At 57.8% G+C, this 16,942-nt stretch carries 14 protein-coding genes; 8 read left to right on the top strand and 6 right to left on the bottom strand.

What is annotated here, in order from left to right:
* Positions 1–20 precede the first annotated feature (20 nt).
* Positions 21–719 (bottom strand): ABC transporter ATP-binding protein, encoded by a 699-nt coding sequence (locus SynBIOSE41_RS16110; protein WP_186538910.1) that lies wholly within the window; start codon positions 717–719, stop codon positions 21–23.
* A gap of 6 nt (positions 720–725) precedes the next feature.
* Positions 726–989, bottom strand: coding sequence for a hypothetical protein (locus SynBIOSE41_RS16105; RefSeq protein WP_186538908.1), 264 nt, complete (start codon positions 987–989; stop codon positions 726–728).
* Positions 990–1,144: 155 nt separating this feature from the next.
* On the opposite strand from SynBIOSE41_RS16105, the gene psbD reads away from it, so the two are divergent.
* The 3 genes from psbD to SynBIOSE41_RS16090 all read left to right on the top strand — a co-directional run bounded on the left by psbD (position 1,145) and on the right by SynBIOSE41_RS16090 (position 4,913).
* Positions 1,145–2,200: a photosystem II D2 protein (photosystem q(a) protein) gene (psbD, locus tag SynBIOSE41_RS16100; RefSeq protein ID WP_186538906.1), complete on the top strand. Its 1,056-nt coding sequence runs from the start codon at positions 1,145–1,147 to the stop codon at positions 2,198–2,200.
* Positions 2,201–2,287: 87 nt separating this feature from the next.
* Positions 2,288–3,241 carry a hypothetical protein gene (locus SynBIOSE41_RS16095; RefSeq protein ID WP_186541436.1) on the top strand — a complete coding sequence of 318 codons (954 nt, stop codon included), beginning with the start codon at positions 2,288–2,290 and terminating at the stop codon, positions 3,239–3,241.
* A 43-nt stretch (positions 3,242–3,284) separates the two neighbouring features.
* Complete coding sequence (locus SynBIOSE41_RS16090) at positions 3,285–4,913, top strand: DUF2079 domain-containing protein (protein WP_186538905.1); 1,629 nt, start codon at positions 3,285–3,287, stop codon at positions 4,911–4,913.
* A gap of 19 nt (positions 4,914–4,932) precedes the next feature.
* Here SynBIOSE41_RS16090 and SynBIOSE41_RS16085 read toward each other — a convergent pair whose 3' ends face one another.
* From SynBIOSE41_RS16085 to SynBIOSE41_RS16075, 3 genes are read right to left on the bottom strand one after another with little or no spacing between them, the layout of a single operon-like run.
* A complete protein-coding gene (locus SynBIOSE41_RS16085; RefSeq protein ID WP_255475840.1) occupies positions 4,933–6,489 on the bottom strand; it encodes a glycosyltransferase family 39 protein in 1,557 nt (518 codons plus the stop codon).
* Positions 6,490–6,501: 12 nt separating this feature from the next.
* Positions 6,502–7,623 (bottom strand): glycosyltransferase family 2 protein, encoded by a 1,122-nt coding sequence (locus tag SynBIOSE41_RS16080; protein ID WP_255475839.1) that lies wholly within the window; start codon positions 7,621–7,623, stop codon positions 6,502–6,504.
* 4 nt (positions 7,624–7,627) lie between these two features.
* The gene (locus SynBIOSE41_RS16075; RefSeq protein ID WP_186538903.1) at positions 7,628–9,205 is read right to left on the bottom strand and encodes a glycosyltransferase family 39 protein; all 1,578 of its coding nucleotides are present in this window, start codon (positions 9,203–9,205) and stop codon (positions 7,628–7,630) included.
* A gap of 513 nt (positions 9,206–9,718) precedes the next feature.
* Between SynBIOSE41_RS16075 and SynBIOSE41_RS16070 the strand changes: the two genes are divergently transcribed.
* The 4 genes from SynBIOSE41_RS16070 (at position 9,719) to SynBIOSE41_RS16055 (ending at position 15,370) form a co-directional block, all read left to right on the top strand.
* On the top strand, positions 9,719–11,422 hold the full coding sequence (locus SynBIOSE41_RS16070) for an iron uptake porin (RefSeq protein WP_186538901.1): 1,704 nt from the start codon (positions 9,719–9,721) through the stop codon (positions 11,420–11,422).
* Positions 11,423–11,580: 158 nt separating this feature from the next.
* Positions 11,581–12,549: a cysteine synthase A gene (gene cysK / locus SynBIOSE41_RS16065; RefSeq protein WP_066911739.1), complete on the top strand. Its 969-nt coding sequence runs from the start codon at positions 11,581–11,583 to the stop codon at positions 12,547–12,549.
* Positions 12,546–13,274, top strand: coding sequence for a J domain-containing protein (locus SynBIOSE41_RS16060; RefSeq protein WP_231857191.1), 729 nt, complete (start codon positions 12,546–12,548; stop codon positions 13,272–13,274). The genes cysK and SynBIOSE41_RS16060 overlap by 4 nt, the downstream gene beginning before the upstream one ends.
* A complete protein-coding gene (locus SynBIOSE41_RS16055) occupies positions 13,274–15,370 on the top strand; it encodes a phospholipid carrier-dependent glycosyltransferase (RefSeq protein WP_186538899.1) in 2,097 nt (698 codons plus the stop codon). The genes SynBIOSE41_RS16060 and SynBIOSE41_RS16055 overlap by 1 nt, the downstream gene beginning before the upstream one ends.
* On the opposite strand, the gene ndhO is transcribed toward SynBIOSE41_RS16055, so the two are convergent.
* The gene (gene ndhO / locus SynBIOSE41_RS16050) at positions 15,349–15,606 is read right to left on the bottom strand and encodes an NAD(P)H-quinone oxidoreductase subunit O (RefSeq protein WP_186538897.1); all 258 of its coding nucleotides are present in this window, start codon (positions 15,604–15,606) and stop codon (positions 15,349–15,351) included. The two genes, SynBIOSE41_RS16055 and ndhO, sit on opposite strands and share 22 nt — an antisense overlap.
* Positions 15,607–15,664: 58 nt before the next feature.
* On the opposite strand from ndhO, the gene SynBIOSE41_RS16045 reads away from it, so the two are divergent.
* Positions 15,665–16,921, top strand: a complete 1,257-nt coding sequence (locus tag SynBIOSE41_RS16045) for a cation:proton antiporter (protein WP_186538895.1) — start codon at positions 15,665–15,667, stop codon at positions 16,919–16,921.
* Positions 16,922–16,942: the final 21 nt, after the last annotated feature.

Here is a 16,942-nt window from a genome sequence, read left to right as displayed (position 1 = left end):
TGACGTGGAGAACCTACCCCTCAGCCATGCCGTCCCGCAAGGGGTTCAAGTTGATTTCGCAGCGATGGCCCTTTCTGCCAGGCGCCGACTCGTCCCCGCTCCATTCTGGCGGCTCCATCGGCATGATCCAATTCTCCAAGTCGGTGGGTGATCCAGAGAGCTGTGAAGGGAGACCTGGACCGGTGGCAGAGCTGTTGGACCGTGCTCAGGATGGCTGCCTGACTGGTGGGATCCAGCAATGCTGTGGGTTCATCGAGGAGCAGAAGCGTTGCTTCGCTGGCCAGCGCACCGGCGATGGCCAGACGTTGCTTCTGGCCGCCACTCAGGGTGTGAATCGGTCGTCCTGCCATCTCTGCCAGTCCGACCTGCTCCATCAGTCGATGGATTCTGTGACGCTGTTCATGACGGCTCAAGCCGGAAGGCAGGTTGAGCAGAAGCTCGCTGCCGCAGCTGGGCAGCAAAAGTTGGTGGTCTGGATTCTGGAAGACAAGGGCTGGCCTCAGCTCATGGCTAACAAGGCCTGACTGAGGGCTGATCAGTCCGCTGATGATTCTGAACAGGGTGCTTTTTCCGCTGCCATTGCTGCCCACAAGCATCCAGAGTCCCGGTCCGGGAATCTGGAAGCTGCAGCGATCAAGAGCTTTTGTGCCGCAGGGCCAGCTGAAACTGACTCTTTCGAACCTCAGTCCTGCCTGCGCGGCCTGTTGATCCGGGCTCATGCAGGTTCAGCCGTCCAGAGAGAAGCCCGGACGCTTGCTTCCACCCGCAGCCGCTGTTTTTTCGTAGATCTGCACTGCCATCAGATCATTGGTGAGCACACTGAGACGTTTGCCTTCAACCTTTTCGCAAGTCAGTTCGAGCAACTTTGGTTGCCCCTGCTCAAGGGCCGACCGCACCTGTTGATAAAGCCCTTCGGCAGCGTCAAGCTCCTTGCGCTGCACGGAAACGGGCATGGGGCTCATGCGCAGAGCCAGCTCAATCACGTACACGGTCGGATCTCTTCATTCAGGTCATCTTCGCGAATGAAGGGCGGGTGTGTAGTGATGGGCATTTCTACTCATGTCGAAAGCAATTTCTGAATCATTGCCCACAGAGTCGCTGACTCCAACTAGGCTCGGCACGTAAAGCTTCATGAAGCTCTCTCATGACGATCGCTGTAGGACGCGCGCCACAGCGGGGATGGTTTGACGTCCTCGATGACTGGCTCAAGCGCGACCGCTTCGTTTTTGTCGGCTGGTCCGGCATTCTTCTCTTCCCAACGGCCTATCTGGCCATCGGTGGCTGGCTCACAGGCACCACCTTTGTCACCTCCTGGTACACCCACGGCATCGCCTCCTCGTACCTGGAAGGTTGCAACTTCCTCACAGCTGCTGTGTCCACCCCCGCTGATGCGATGGGTCACAGCCTGCTGCTGCTCTGGGGCCCTGAAGCCCAGGGCGACTTTGTTCGCTGGTGTCAGCTCGGCGGCCTCTGGGCCTTCGTGGCCCTGCACGGTGCCTTCTCCCTGATCGGCTTCATGCTGCGTCAGTTTGAGATCGCCCGTCTGGTCGGCATCCGTCCTTACAACGCCATCGCCTTCTCCGGTCCGATCGCGGTGTTCGTCAGTGTCTTCCTGATGTACCCCCTCGGCCAGAGCAGCTGGTTCTTCGCGCCCTCCTTTGGTGTGGCAGCGATCTTCCGTTTCCTGCTCTTCCTGCAGGGCTTCCATAACTGGACTCTCAATCCCTTCCACATGATGGGCGTCGCCGGCATCCTCGGCGGTGCACTGCTCTGCGCCATCCACGGCGCCACCGTGGAAAACACCTTGTTTGAGGATGGTGAACAGGCCAACACCTTCAAGGCGTTCGAACCAACCCAGGAAGAAGAGACCTATTCCATGGTCACCGCCAACCGCTTCTGGAGTCAGATCTTCGGTATCGCCTTCTCCAACAAGCGCTGGCTGCACTTCTTCATGTTGTTCGTGCCTGTGATGGGCCTTTGGACCAGCTCCATCGGCATCATCGGCCTGGCCCTCAACCTGCGCGCCTATGACTTCGTGTCACAGGAAATCCGCGCTGCAGAAGATCCCGAATTCGAGACCTTCTACACCAAGAACATCCTTCTGAATGAAGGTCTGCGTGCCTGGATGGCACCGGCTGACCAGCCACACGAAAACTTCGTCTTCCCTGAAGAGGTTCTACCTCGCGGTAATGCGCTCTGATTGTTTCAAACCATCCATGCCAGGGCCCCGAAAGGGGCCCTTTTTTTGTGGTCTGATCGAAGAACCCATGCTCCTAACGTCTGGGACATGCCATTTTCAATGCGCTATTCCAGGGGAGTGCGTTTAACGCATTGGTTGATTGTCGGTCTGGGATCTGCGGCCGTTCTGGCACTCATGATCGGTTTCATCCAGCTTCTGCTCGCTGGGTTCGGCTCTGGAGCCAGTGCTGATTCAGGTTGGTTCCTGCTCGCTTTGGCGCTGGCGGTCGTGATGGCATGGGGGCGCATCTCCCCATGGATGACGCGAATGCTGGCCGATGCAGACGAGCCTGCCCATCGTGCACGTCGACTGGCCGTTTGGTTGCTGGTCGCAGCAGCGATTCTGTTGATTGCCGTTTTGAAGATCAGCGCAGCAGACATGGATGCCTACAAAAGGCTTGTCTTCGGCGAAGGTGGCCTGGTCGAGTGGAGCCAGGTGCTCGTTCTGGCCGCAGCCTGTCGTGTGGCCTGGCTGATCGGCGCAGATCTCAGGCGACAGTTGGCGCACCCAGCTCCATGCCTGCTGGCCAGAGGATTTGCACTGCTTCTTGGTCTGTTGCTGTTGGAAGAGCTGGCCTGGGGGCAGGTGATTTTTGGCTGGCAGACGCCGGAATCACTTCGATCCATCAATGCCCAGCAGGAGACCACCATTCACAACATCGGCTGGTTTCAGGATCGTCTTGATCTCTTCACGTTCCTGGCAACGCTGGCTCTGCTGGCTGCTGTACTGCTGCTTCCTTGGATCTGCAGGAGAGCCCTGCGTCGATCGTCAGCGCAGCGAAAAACACTTGTGCAGGCATTGATGCCTGCTCCTTACGCCTGGCCACTCTTTCTGCTGGTGGTCGGCCTTGCCTATTGCGTGGCCACGGAGTCATGGTCTGATGTCGTCCACAACCGCGACCAGGAATGGGGTGAGCTTGTTCTCTATGGATCGAGCTTATTAATGCTTCTCAGGACGCATGTCTTGCTGGGAGCCTTCGAGCAGCAACCCGGTGAACTGTGATTCAAGCAATCCGTAGCCTGCTCGAACATCAAGTCAGGGCTGCATGAGCGACCCCTCCCTAACAGGTGTTTCAGCCCCCTGGTCATTTCCTCGGCCTGTCATTCTCTTGGCGGCAGGTTTCTTTCTGCTGTGTCTGGCCATTCAGATCTGGCGGCTGGAAAGTCTGAGCGCCACCTACGACCAGGCTTTGTTTTTGCAGGAGCTCTGGTCGACGGCTCAGGGGAGGCCTTTTGAAAGCAGCCTTTCCTCTGTTTTATCGGGTCCTGTGAAGGTGGGTGGGGAGCTGCCCCGCATCGGTTATCTGCACCTTGGTCAGCATGCCAATGCACTCACGCTGATCGTTGCTCCGCTGCTGGCACTCATCGGCAGCTGGGCATTACCGCTAGCGCAGGTGTCCTTGCTGACGGCGGCAGGTCTTGTGTTGTGGAGGATCGCTTCCAGGCGTCTGCCGCACTCTCTTGCCCTCAGGATTACCGCCGCCTATTACCTGAGCGGAGCGGTCATCGGGCCTGCACTTGAGAATTTTCACGATCTCATCTGGTTGCCACTGCTTGGATTTCTTGTTGTGGAGGCTCTGCTAGAAGACCGTCGTGGTCAGCTGATCATCACCGCGCTGCTGCTGTTGCTGGTGCGTGAAGACAGCGGTCTGCTGTTGTTTTCGCTTGGGCTCTGGGGTCTTGTGAGGCGGCCGGGTATGCGCTGGATGTCTGCCGGCTTGATGTTGATGTCATTTGTCTGGGTCCTGCTGGTCACGGGCTGGATTCAGCCGGCGGTGGATTCCTCTCTTTCTGATCGCTTCCTTCAGGAGAAGTTCGGACATCTGGTCGAGGACGTTTCAGGTGGAACGTTTGCGCTGATGCTCGGCATGCTCCGCCAGCCTCTGGCACTGCTGCAGGCGATTGTGTCTCCGCCAGGCAGCACGCTCGGCTTCCTGCTTGCGCTGAGTCTGCCGTTGCTGTTCATCCCGCTGCTTTCCGTTGATTCGTTGCTGCTGGTGGCCGCTCCTCTGTTCATCGCTCTGGTCTCTCAGGGACGTTCAGCACTGTCAGTCACGCTGCGTTATGTCTTGGCACTGGTTCCCGGCCTGTACCTGGGAGCGGTCCTCTGGTGGCAGGCGCACCCTGTCATCTGGTCCAGACGCTGGATTCGTCGATGCTGGACAGGAGCCCTCAGCCTCGGGCTGCTGCTCACACTGGTTGGCAATCCCCATCGCAGCCTTTCAGCACTGGTTCCCGACAGTTTTTCTCCCTGGGTGCATGTGCCTCCAGCCGAGATGCTCGATCGAAGGGCCGCTGCGCTTGAGGCCGTGGCCATGGTCCCTGAGCAGGCTTCCGTTTCAGCGGATACCCCCCTTCTGCCGCTTTTGGCTCAACGGGATGTGGTCATCCGCTTCCCGAAAAGTGTTCGATACCGCGATCGAGATGGAGATCCGCAGGATGTTGATTGGGTTGTGGCATTCCCAGGGTTTTATTCACCGCTCGCGCCGGTGTTCGATCTTGAGCACAACCAGCAGCGTTCGATTCGGCGTGCGTTGAACAAGCTCACTGAATCCGGCGATTATCAGTTGGTGCACTGCCGTAAAGGAACAGTTGTGTTGCAGCGACAGCGCGGTCTTGTTGGATCAGCACTCAACAACGCCGGCTCTGTCGGAGCTTGTCCGTGGATTGAATGATGATGTCTGCGGTGATGAATTAAAACTCGGTCGGTAGATTCTTGAGCGGGATAAGAAACGTCTGCTGTCTTTCGTCGATCCAGCCGTTATCGCTGGATGATGCGATACGACGAAGTGTTTTTTGATGATCTTCTGGCATGGCCTGATAGGTCTCCTCCCAGAGAAAGCTTCCTGCTAGATGACTAGCCCCTGCTTGCTTCAGTTCCGTCATCCGCGATGGGGTGATTTTCTCGCTGGAGATGAGCCAACCCTGGCGACGAGAGAGATTGAGGAGAGTTGGGTCTGGGCCGGTCACCGTGATCAGTCGGGCATCGGCCGGGAGCTCATTGCGGATGGTCGTCGCCAGTGGCATCCAGATTCTGCTCTGGCGAACCTCGACAGCCCAGTAATCAAGTGAAAGCACAATCATGCTGATGGTCATCCAAAGCCCCAGAAGCGCCCAGATCAGTCGTCCGTTTTGCTGCTTCTGCCAAGAGTCCCAGCCCACTCCAATCAGCGGTGATGTGAACAACAGCAGCGGGAACTGGTAGTAGTCATGAACGGTGCTGGACCGCATGGTGGCGATGGTGCAGAGCAGCAGCCCGATCAATCCTCCGATCGCAATGCGCCCTCCGCCTGTCGACCAGCTGCGAATCCCCCCAAGAATCAGGAATGGGATGCCGATCACACACAACACCCTGATAACAGTTCGTATCGACAGATTCAGCCAGCTGGAGAGATTCAGAATCAGGCCGATGTTGCTGCGATCGCTGTCTCCCCCCCAGAAGCCGAAGCTCAACCCGCTGGCTTCACCAAGGTGGTAGGCATGCGAATACCAGGCTGAAAGAATCGCAATCGATGTTCCGCTGTAGATCCAGAAACCCGGAGATCGCAACAGCCTGAGCAATTGTTGAGCAGTCGCTTTGAGAGTGATTGCTTGCTCCCGTGGAGCGGGGGTCAGATGCACCAGGAGCAATGGAAGTCCCAGCCAAAGCAAAGGAATAACTTTGATCAGTGCAGCAGTTGTAAAAAACAGCCAACTCAGAATCAGCCACCATTTTGATTTCTGATTTGATGTCTGACTGTTCCAAACGCTATGACATTCGAGTGCTGCAGCAGCGCAAAGCAACATCAGCGCTTCTGCTTGAAAGCTGCGGCCGTAATAAACGCCCAGGGGAGCAACAGCCATTGCCATTCCGCCCCACCAGCCAGCTGTCGGATTAAACCAGCGTCGACCTAGCCGAATGACGAGCCAAATGGTTAATCCGCTGCAAAGGATCGAGATACAGCGTCCCAGCCACTCGTGAAGGCCAAAAAATTGATAGAGCTGACTCGTCAGGTATGGGAAGAGTGGGAACTCTGATTCCACATAGCCAGCAGATGCACCTGCCCAGTCGATCTGTGGTAGCCAGATCGGAGTCTTTGAAAGATGGAAATGACGGGCCATCGCGGCAGTATCAGCTTGCCGCCAGCTGTGGATACCGGTGATGGGCATCCAGGCCTGAATGCCGCGCAGGATGACTCCCAGACTGATTGGAATCCAGGTTGCAGCAGCAAGCAGATTTTGCTTTCGGCTGCCAAGGCAACTAGCTGTCATTGAAGGACCGTCTCAGGGAGTGTTCCAGACAAATCGGGATGACGCCGCATAATTCCAGATGTAAACCACAATGATTCCTGATAGTTGTGCAATAACCGCATTGGCCTGAACCAGGTTGTAGAAAACGGTTGCCAGTCCAATATTGGCGAGTGAAGGAAGAGAGGCGACGAGTAAGAATTTAAGAAGACCTTTGAGCAGTCGTCGGCCATGCTGGCGTTGGTCTTTGAATGTCAAGCTGTTATTGATTAGATAATTTGAGCTTGCGGCTGAAATAACAGCAACAGGCAGGGCTTGTTGAAAGCTCAATCCAAGAGCCATGACCAACGACGTGATGATCAGCTGTACGACCACTCCAGAGACTCCCACGAGGCCAAAACTGATTGCTCGCCGCGGAAGGAGTCTGAACAGGGCAGTGTGAATCAGTGATACAACAAAATCCCAAAGTACGGCGTAGTCAAGCTTTGAAGTTCCATGCAGTCGTGGTTGAAAATTCAGTGGGATTTCAGTGATTCTTAACTTCCCTTTGCTAATCGCAAGTAGTTCGTACAGGAATTTGAAGCCGTTGACATCCACTTTTCTGACCAGCTGAATGCAGCGATTGAGGTCCATGGCAATGAAGCCACTCATGTAATCGGTGAGCTGGCAATAGCTGTTGGGCAGACTCCATCTCGCCAGGCGATTGGCCAGATTGGAACCCTCGGTGCGGCGTTCACTCAGCCCGTGGATTTCAGAGTTAACAAGAAAGCGACTTCCAATCACGAGTTCAGCGCCGTCATGAAGATGCTGAATGGCTGATAAGACGGAGGAGGGTTCATGTTGTCCGTCACTGTCCATGGCAATTGCAAAGGGATAAATAGCGGCGATCAGCCCTTCCTTGATCGCGCTTGCCAGGCCAGAACGCCCCACGCGCTGGATTAACTTGATCCGGGAATTCTGTCTCGCCAGTTTCCGTACAATGTTTGCAGTTCCATCCTGGGAATCATCGTCAATAACTAAAATTTCGACTTGGTATTGATTGGTGAGTTCAAGAAGTGAGGAAACCATTGTCTCGATCGATCCGGCTTCGTTGAATGTCGGCAGAATGATCGATAAGCCTTGGACTTCGATATTTTCTGATCCGGTTGTGAAGGGCACGTCTTTAATCTTCTGGAAGCATGTTATCGCAATCAGTCAAAGTCCACTTTTGGTGTCTGGCCAAGATTTCACAATGATGTTGCTGCTTGTCGCTCAAGCGCAGTCTCTTGTCTGAACGGTTTCGGGGAATTCTCTGCTTTGCGTACCAATTCAGGCTGGGCCTTTCGTCATGCCCCACGATGGTGATTGGTTGTCCATGCCCACGAGTTGTCAGATCGGCAACCGGTTGAACAGGCCATGTTTCATTGAGTTCCCAGTGCCAGAGCGGTGAGCTGAAGATCAGTGCCAGAGCCCCCAGATTTCCGCAAACAAGGCTGAAGGCGCCCAGTCGTCTTTGACCGATGCTGCTGGTCATCAGCAAGGACCCGCCCACGCTCCAGCCCAGCCCTAGAGCTGCGGCAGGCCCTCGATAGTCGCTGAGCGCAGATGCGAGCGGCGTCATGCTGGCTCCCAAGAGGATCAACAGCAGAAGGCCCATCAGAGTCCAGAGCCGTGGAACTCTGGTCAGAAGTCCTCGCAGCAGTAGTGGTGGGTCAGGGGAGGCCCTCTGGTTCACGATCCAGGCCAGTAGCGGTGCGCAGAGCAGGGCCACCGGCAGCCAGAGAGGGTGGCTGTACCAGGGCAGCTGAGTGCGCAGAGGCAGGATCGATGCACTCATGACAACCAGAAGGCTCAGGCTCCATCGTCCCCAGCGTGTGGTTTTGAGCTGCCAGGCCCACAGCACCGCAATCGGGAAGAGGGCGAGCCAAGGCCAACCTCCTTCGAGCATTTCGATCAACGGCACTCGCCAGCCGAGGTCACTGCCCTCGCCTGCATCCAGAAGAACGCGTCCTGCGCCATCACCCCCCCAGAGCCAGAGTGCGGATTGACCTCGCACCAGGGCATGCCATCCATGCCATGCAAGGCCTGGCAGCAATCCTGCTGCAATCCCCAAGCCTGTCTCAGGCAGTTGCCAGTGCCGCCATTCCTTTCCCCAGGCAATGGCCACCGCTCCGGCAGCGGCGGCGGGCACCAGCAGAGGAGCTTTCAGCAGCAGCATCGCGCTTGCTGCTAAGCCGGTCAGCAGTCCTGCTCGCCGTGGCTGATGCGTTGAGGTCAGATGCATCAGTCCCAGCCAAAGCGCCGCCATGACTGTGAGTTGAGTGCCGTCGAGCATGGCCATTCGCCCATGGCGAGCGACCGGCAGAAGCGTCATCAGAATGGCGCTCATGGCAAGAGTGCTCGATCGGTCTCCAGGCCGAAGCCTCCACTGCAGCAGTCCGCCCAGCGGTACAACCAGTGTGGAGAGAAGAGCCGGTGCAATTCGGATCGTCCATTCATCAGGAAGTCCTGAAGATGGGTTGATGCCAATCATCGTTGCGATGATCAGATGCAGGCCTGGAGCTTTATTGAGATAGGGATTCCCCCAGAGTGTTGGCAGCCATGCCGCTTCGCCTTGACCCTGGTGAAGTTCGAAGGCCACTCTCGCCACGGTGGCTTCATCAAAGTCCCTCAGTGGCACATCGCCCAGGCCGACTAGGGACAGAACAGCTGCGACAATCCAGAGAGTGAACAGGATCCGCCAGGGAAGCTTGGATGACATGGGGTTGGAGCCAACGGGTACTCCACAGGGCCGACGAATCTGAGTATGGTCCTGAGGTACAGGATGCAGTGTCGTGAATTCAGGTTTTGCTCCCCGGAGCCCCTCCTGATTTCGAACGCGTCGCCGGCATTCACAATCCTTCAGGAGGAGGTGTCCATGAGTTCCAGTTCTTTAATTCAGGGTCTGCTGATCGCGGAGAACGCCGGCTGACGGCACCTTCCTTTGAGTGATCATTCGGTTCCGCGCCAGAGTGGACCCGGCGAGAGCCCCCGATCGGTTTCCGGTCGGGGGCATCGTTTTGAAGTGGTGCTGTCATTCGCGCTCGTGTGCCGAGATGCATTCACGGACTGCACGTTTGGTCGCCGTTCTTACACAAATTGCTGATTTTGGTACTCACCGATACATGTCAGGGCTTCTGGTGTCACAGCATGTGGCTCTTTGACCAAGGCAATCAGCCACATTCAATGTGGCGTTTTATACATTCGCCGGTTCTGTGTGTGAGGACCCTTCTCCATGAAATTGTTCAAGCAACTGCTTGTTGCTCCTGCTGCCCTGGGCCTGCTGGCTCCTGTGGCTGCCGGTGCAACTGAAGTCAATGTTGCCGGTGTCTCCGACTATGCCTCCGTGTCCGAGGGCGCGGTGTCTGTCGAGCAGGTCACCAGCATCACCCAGTTCTCTGATGTCTACCCGACCGACTGGGCCTATCAGGCTCTCAGCAACCTGATTGAGCGCTACGGCTGTGTCGCCGGTTATCCCAACGGCACCTACCGCGGCAACCGTGCCATGACCCGCTTTGAGGCGGCCGCACTGCTGAATGCCTGTCTCGACCGCGTCACCGAAGTGACCGACGAGCTCAAGCGTCTGATGAAGGAGTTCGAAAAGGAACTCGCCATCGTCAAGGGCCGTGTTGACGGTCTGGAAGCTCGCGTTGGCGAACTGGAAGCAACCCAGTTCTCCACCACGACCAAGCTGAAAGGTCAGACCACCTTCGTGATCGGCGCCAACAGCTACGGCGGTGACGCCAAAATTGGCGGAACAGAGGTTGCGGATCTTGCTGCTGCTGCCTCTGGCGCAACCACCTTTAACTACGACACCCGCCTCTTCCTTGACACCAGCTTCACTGGTAAGGATTTGCTGCGCACCATGCTGCGTGCGGGCAACTTCGCCAATTCCGCCTTCGGTGGTAACAGCCCTTATTCGGGTCTGACCACGATGGAGACTGCCTACGAAGAAGGCAGCCCCGACCAGATCAACGTCAACAGAATCTGGTACCAGTTCCCAATCGGATCAAGCTTCACCGCCACAGTGGGTGGTCGGGTCCGTCAGGACGACATGCTGGCTGTCTGGCCGAGTGCTTATCCAGCTGACACCGTCCTCGACTTCTTCACCTACGCCGGTGCTCCTCAGACCTACAACCTGCAGCTCGGTGCAGGTGCTGGTCTCTGGTGGTCTGACAACGACTTCAGCGTCAGCGTCAACTACGTGAGTGGTAACGGCAAAAACGGCAACCCTCAGGTCACTAACCCTGACAGCGTTCTGAGGGATTCAAGCGAATGCGGAGGCATCGGAACCGATTGTTCCTCAAGCAGCGGAACCATTCAGATTGCCTATGCCCCCGACAACTGGGGTATCGCCGCTGCATACAACTATGCATCGGGTGATAACGGAGCTGGTATTTATGCCGGTAACGGCACTCCGCTGGCGAACCTTTTCAGCAGCCTGGGCACCACCAACTCTGTTGGTGTGAGTGCTTGGTGGACTCCTGAAAATGCAGGTTGGATGCCGAGCATCAGTACCGGTTGGGGTTACAACAGAGTCGACATCACAGGTGCCAATCTGCTGTCAGATTCTGACGACACTGATTTGATTGGCTCTGGCTCCATTGATGGTGCAACATCCCAGTCTTGGTATGTGGGTCTTCAGTGGTCTGATGTCTTCCTGAAAGGCAACGCTGCTGGTATGGCTGTTGGCCAGCCGACTTTTGTCACCAGTTGGGATAACGATTCCAGCATCAATGATGGAAGCGACTTTGTTGCTGATGGCAACTATGCCTGGGAATGGTGGTACATGTTCCAAGTGACTGACAACATCTCTGTCACTCCTGCCATTTTCTACTTGAGTCGTCCTCTGGGCGCCAACACCAATGGTTTGGCTTCCAATGATGATGAGTCCTTCAATAACTTTGGTGGTCTTGTCAAGACAACCTTCCGCTTCTGATCCTGAATCGGTTTTGGTGTATTTAGCCTCCCGTTTTTAAGGGGGGCTTTTTTTATTGGGTTGAATTTTTAGTGAGTCGACGCAGGCAGAATTCCAGTTCCTGATCTGCGTTTGTGATGATTGGATGGAGTTGAAGCAGCACCAGTCACCCGACCCGCATGCCGATCGCTCCCGACATCACAGCGTTGGTGGGTCGTACGCCCCTGGTGCGGCTCAATCGTCTTCCGCAGGCCTTCGGCTGCCAGGCCGAAATCGTGGCCAAGCTTGAGAGCTTCAACCCCACAGCTTCGGTGAAAGACCGCATCGCAGGGGCGATGGTGGAGGCGGCGGAGCAAAGCGGCACAATCCTGCCTGGCAGCACTGTGCTGGTGGAACCCACCAGCGGCAATACGGGGATCGCTCTGGCGATGGTCGCAGCAGCGAGAGGTTATCGACTCATTCTCACGATGCCTGACACCATGAGCACGGAGCGGAGATCGATGCTGCGTGCCTACGGCGCGGAATTGCAGCTCACCCCAGGCAATGAAGGAATGCAGGGCGCCATCGCTCTCGCCAGGGAGCTGGTGGAAGAGATTCCAGGGGCCTATCTTCTTCAACAATTCGATAACCCTGCCAATCCCTCCGTCCATGCGACGTCCACCGCAGAGGAAATCTGGCAGGACACAGATGGCCGACTGGATGCCTTGGTGGCGGGAGTGGGGACGGGAGGAACCATCACCGGTTGTGCCCGCGTGCTGCGCAGCCGACAGCAGGATCTTCAGGTGATTGCAGTGGAGCCTGCTGCCAGTCCAGTGCTTTCGGGCGGAGCGGCCGGTCCCCATCGCATTCAAGGCATCGGGGCCGGCTTTGTCCCTCCGGTTCTGGAGAAGGAATTGATTGATGAGGTCATTGCAGTGACCGATGAGGAGGCCATGGATCTGGGCCGGCGTCTCGCCCGGGAAGAAGGACTGCTCTGCGGAGTGAGCAGCGGAGCGGCTGTTGCAGCAGCGTTGAGGCTGGGCCAGCGTCCAGCGATGGCCGGTCGACGAATCGTGGTGATTCTTGCCAGCTTCGGCGAGCGTTATCTCTCCACTCCGATGTTCAGTGCTGCAGCTGTTCTGCCCGCGCGCAGGGATGGTCAGCTTTGAGCCCTGCATTTCCCAATCGCTCGGATCATCCCCTGGATCCCTATGAGGTGCTTGAGGTGACATCCAACGCCACCCAAGCCGAACTCAAAGCCGCCTATCGCCGACTGGTGAAGCAGCACCATCCCGACGCAGGGGGCGATGAAGAGCGGATCCTGGCGCTCAACGCCGCCTGGGAACAGCTCGGTGATCCCGAGACCAGGCGCTGCTTTGATCGCGAGCAGGGATCCCCGCAGTCCGTCCGCGAGGAAGCACGTGCCCGAGGGGCCCGCAATGCCAGAGCCAGTCAGGCCGCACGGCGTGCATCAGGCCAGGGAGCTAGCGAAGACCAGGCACTGTCCACATGGCTGCAGAAGGTCTACGCCCCGATTGATCGTCTGCTCGGGCAGGTGATCAATCCTTTTGCTGCGGAATTGAAAGCTCTTTCAGCTGATCCCTATGACGATGACCTGATGGAGGCGTTTTGCACCTATCTGGAGCAGAGCCGAAACCGTTTGGACAAGGTCAAGAATCTGTTTCAGTCCTTGCCGACTCCGCCATCGGCCCGTGGCTTTGGCCTGAGCGTGTATCACTGCCTCTCTCAGGTGGAGGATGCCGTTGCAGAGCTGGAGCGTTACACGATGGGTTACGTCGATAGCTATCTCCATGACGGTCGGGAGATGCTTCGGGAGGCACGACAACGGCGCCAGCGTCTTCAGCAGGAAAGGCGCAGGTTGGAGATCGGTTGATGAGTGCCGGGGCGTTCCGTGTCTGCCTGATCCTGGTCTGGCTGCTGTCCACCGTTGCTGATCGTCTGTGGTGGGGCCATCACGCTGGCTTGCCGTCCTGGGATCAGGCGGATTACCTCAACAGCGCGCTTGACCATGGCCGTGCTCTCGGTGTTCTGGCTGGAGGCGGTTGGCAAGGGTGGAATGCTCTGCTCGATCTCTCGCCCAAGATCCCCCCTCTGGCGTCGTTGGTGAACGGCACGGTGATGGCCGCGGCTGGCGATGCTCCCGCCCAGGCGGCATGGACGTTGAGCCTCTGGAATGCTCTACTGCTGTTCTCAAGTGCCGGCTGGGCACTTCAACTCCTGCGCCCGAGAGGTTCAGCCAGGGGTTTCGCCCTGCTGGCCACCGCCGCTGTGGCCCTGGCACCGATGCTCCTGGAACTCAGGACCGACTACGTGCTTGAGCTGCCTTTGACCGCCATGGTCACCCTCGCACTCTGGCGTCTGGGTGCCTGGTGGAGTCCTCGTAGCGGCGGCCAATGGTGGCAGGCATGGCTCGCTGCCCTTGCGGTGGCGTTGTCACTGCTGGTGAAACAGAGCGCTCTGCTGGTTCTGCTCCCCGCTCTGGCTTGGTCACTGGTTGCCGCTCAACGCATTGGTCGAGGCCGTCGACTTCAGGCGCTGGCAGGACTGATTCTGGTTCTGATCTCAGTGTTTCCCTGGCTTCGGCACAACTGGATCACGACCCTCGGTGGCACCAATCGAGCTGTGATTGAATCTGCGGCCCGTGAAGGTGATCCAGGGGTCTTCAGCTTGTCGGGCTGGTTCTGGTATCTGCGTCAGGTGCCTCTTCAGATCGGCTCGGCACTGCTGTGGATCGGTTTGGCCGGCCTTGTGTTGCTGGTCGTGATGCGCTGCAGGCCTCCAATGGCAACGATGAGCAATCAACAGGATCGAGGCGATGCCTGGAGCTGGTTGGTGGGAACGCTGGTTCTGGGCTGGTTGGTCACCAATCTCAGCCCCAATAAGGATGCCCGTTACATCGCCCCTTTGTTGCCGCCGTTGCTGATATCGCTGAGCCGCGGCTGGTGGCAGTGGGGGGTGTGGATCCGGCAACACTGGCCCGCCCGATCAGCCTGGCTGCCTGGATTGGCTCTCACTGCGGGAGCAATGGTCGCGATCGCACCGGCTTGGACTGCCCAGTCCGCTCGTCTACGCCCCCGCAATCGTCATCCGCTTCAAGCGATCGTTGAGAGGGCTGGTGGCGCCGATCCCGTCGCGGCGCCCAACACGTTGATCGTTGTGCCCAGCACTCCAGATCTCAATCAGCACAATGTCAGTTACTACGGTCGCCGTAACGGGGGACGGTTGGTGGGTCGCCAGCTCGGCGGCAGCACGGATCACATTCAGCCCGTGCTGGCCCATGCCAACTGGGTCTTGCTTGCCGAAGGTGACCAGGGGTCGGTGCGCAGGTCTGCAAGTTCCTTGGATCAGGCCGTGCGTGAGAGCGGGGTTTTTGAGGAGGTGGAGGTGTTTCCGCGTCCAAAGGGAGGCAGTTACTCGCTCTGGAAGCGACGCATCGATTCAGAGTCTCCCGTTGGCTTCGAACAGCGGTTTCCCCAGCTCGCTGCAGGACTGGCCCAAGGTCCTGCAGGACTCGATCCCGTTTTCAGCAGTGTGGCGATTGAACACATGCTTGACGGTCATTTCAGCTATCGAGCACCACTGCGGCAAGCGGCTATTGAACGCCTGGAGCAGGATCCATCCGATGTGTCTGCTCGCTGGACTCTGGCTCTGTTGGCGGTATTGGCCAACAGGCCGGCTGAGGCCGCTCACCATTTCGAGCTGTTGGAGAATCTCCAACCTGACAGTCCCTGGCCCAGCGCTTATCGCAGTGTGGTGCTGCTGGCGGGCTGGAATCCTTGGTCTGCTTCCTCGGTGGCCTCAGCGGCTCTTGGGCGATATGGGCGACACCCAATTCTGGAGAGCCTTGAATCACTCTCCGCTGTTCTTGGTGGAGCCATCTGGAGAGTTCCTGAGGCTGTTCAGTCGCTGCCCGCAGCAGTCTCCACAGTTGAGGAGTCGCTGAATCCTCAGGCGAAGGGTTCGAGCTGATCGATGCGTAACCAGACATCAGGAACTGGACGCCGCCAGCGCACCTGGCCGTAGTCGCCCTTCACCACCAACAGCTCTCCAGGACCCTCGAAGATGTAGGCCGGTGGATAAGGATCGCTGGCACCAGCCTCCACACTGCCGGCATAGGCCGCCCGATTCACCCTCACCAGCGCGCCTTTCTTCAGGGGTGCGGGGGGTTTGGCAGCTGCTGCAGGGCTCGACTCTGTCTCTGCCATCACGGGTCGTTATTCGCTGGCCAGGCTAGAACCCTTCAAGACCACTTCCATCGTTGGTTTGGACAACGGCCTCTCTCTCTATCTGGTCGCATTCGGTGGTTTGCTGCTGGTTGCAGTGCTGCTGGATGACCTGGCGGCAAGGGTGAGGGTGCCTGGAATCCTCATGGTGCTGCTGCTCGGTCTGCTGATTGAAAATCACGTGGATGTGGCAGGCAGCCATGAGATCACACTGCTGAGTATTGATCAGGCCAAGCAGATCACTCAGGCGGCTCTGGTGCTGGTGCTGTTTTTTGGAGGTCTCACCACGAACTGGCAGCAAGTTCGTGGCGTGATTCCTTCAGCGGCTCGTCTGGCCACCATCGGTGTCTTGATCACGGCCGCTCTGATCACGCTGGTGGTCCTCGGCTTCGGTCTGTCGCAAGGCACGGAGTCGATCTCCGCTCTGCTCCCGCGCAGTCTTTTCGTTGGCGCCATGGTTGCGAGCACCGACGCCTCGGCTGTTCTGGCTCTGCTGCGTCCTCTCCAGGGCCGTCTGCCGAAGCCGTTGACGGATCTGATCGAGTGCGAGTCGGGTTTCAACGATCCCATTGCTGTCGTTCTCGCCGGACTGGCTCTGGCACTGGCCGGTGGTGAGGGTGTCGGAGCTGGAGTGCTGGTAACCGATTTGGTCCGTCAGTTCCTGCTTGGGATTCTGATTGGCTTCCTCGGCGGCAGTCTCACGGTGCAGCTGCTGGGAACACGCATGGGGCTGAACCAGACCCAAATGCTGCCCGTGGTCAGTCTTGCCTTGCTGATGGTGCTGAGTGGTGGTACTTCACTGCTGGGCGGCAGCTCTTTGCTTGCGGCCTACGTGGCAGGTCTGGTTCTTGGCAACAGTGCCGATCTAGACCAGAACTGCTTGGAGGAAGCGCATTCCAGCTACGCAAAAATGGCCGAGCTCCTGCTGTTTCTCTGCATGGGGCTCGTGGTGAATCCGCAGGATGTCGTTAAGTCCGCCGCTCTCGCGTTTGTGCTGTTTCTGGTGATGCAGCTGGTGCGTCTGTTGATGGTGCAGATTCTGCTCTGGCGTACGCCGTTCAGTTCCGGCGAAAGGATCTTCGTGTGCTGGGCGGGCCTGCGCGGTGCCGTGCCCATTGCGATGGCTATCCAGGCCTGGTCGACGACGGGTGTGAGCTGGGGTTTGACCATGCCTCCGCTCGCTCTGGCGGTGGTTCTGTATGGCCTCTTCATTCAGGGCTTTGCCCTGGTGCCCATGGCGCGCAAGATGAATCTCACCTTGCCCCTCGAGGACACCGATCCCTCCATCGCTTCCTAACCTCGACAACTTGACGTCGCC

It is taken from the genome of Synechococcus sp. BIOS-E4-1, assembly GCF_014279995.1.
In the GTDB taxonomy this organism is placed as follows: Bacteria; Cyanobacteriota; Cyanobacteriia; order PCC-6307; family Cyanobiaceae; genus Synechococcus_C.
This window is presented reverse-complemented; position numbering and strand designations above follow the sequence as displayed.

Coding starts and splice junctions, on each gene's coding strand:
- SynBIOSE41_RS16085 (WP_255475840.1), bottom strand. CDS start 6,489: ATGACAGCTAGTTGCCTTGGCAGCCGAAAGCAAAATCTGCTTGCTGCT.
- SynBIOSE41_RS16075 (WP_186538903.1), bottom strand. CDS start 9,205: ATGTCATCCAAGCTTCCCTGGCGGATCCTGTTCACTCTCTGGATTGTC.
- ndhO (WP_186538897.1), bottom strand. CDS start 15,606: ATGGCAGAGACAGAGTCGAGCCCTGCAGCAGCTGCCAAACCCCCCGCA.
- SynBIOSE41_RS16095 (WP_186541436.1), top strand. CDS start 2,288: ATGCCATTTTCAATGCGCTATTCCAGGGGAGTGCGTTTAACGCATTGG.
- SynBIOSE41_RS16055 (WP_186538899.1), top strand. CDS start 13,274: ATGAGTGCCGGGGCGTTCCGTGTCTGCCTGATCCTGGTCTGGCTGCTG.
- SynBIOSE41_RS16090 (WP_186538905.1), top strand. CDS start 3,285: ATGAGCGACCCCTCCCTAACAGGTGTTTCAGCCCCCTGGTCATTTCCT.
- psbD (WP_186538906.1), top strand. CDS start 1,145: ATGACGATCGCTGTAGGACGCGCGCCACAGCGGGGATGGTTTGACGTC.
- cysK (WP_066911739.1), top strand. CDS start 11,581: ATGCCGATCGCTCCCGACATCACAGCGTTGGTGGGTCGTACGCCCCTG.
- SynBIOSE41_RS16070 (WP_186538901.1), top strand. CDS start 9,719: ATGAAATTGTTCAAGCAACTGCTTGTTGCTCCTGCTGCCCTGGGCCTG.
- SynBIOSE41_RS16110 (WP_186538910.1), bottom strand. CDS start 719: ATGAGCCCGGATCAACAGGCCGCGCAGGCAGGACTGAGGTTCGAAAGA.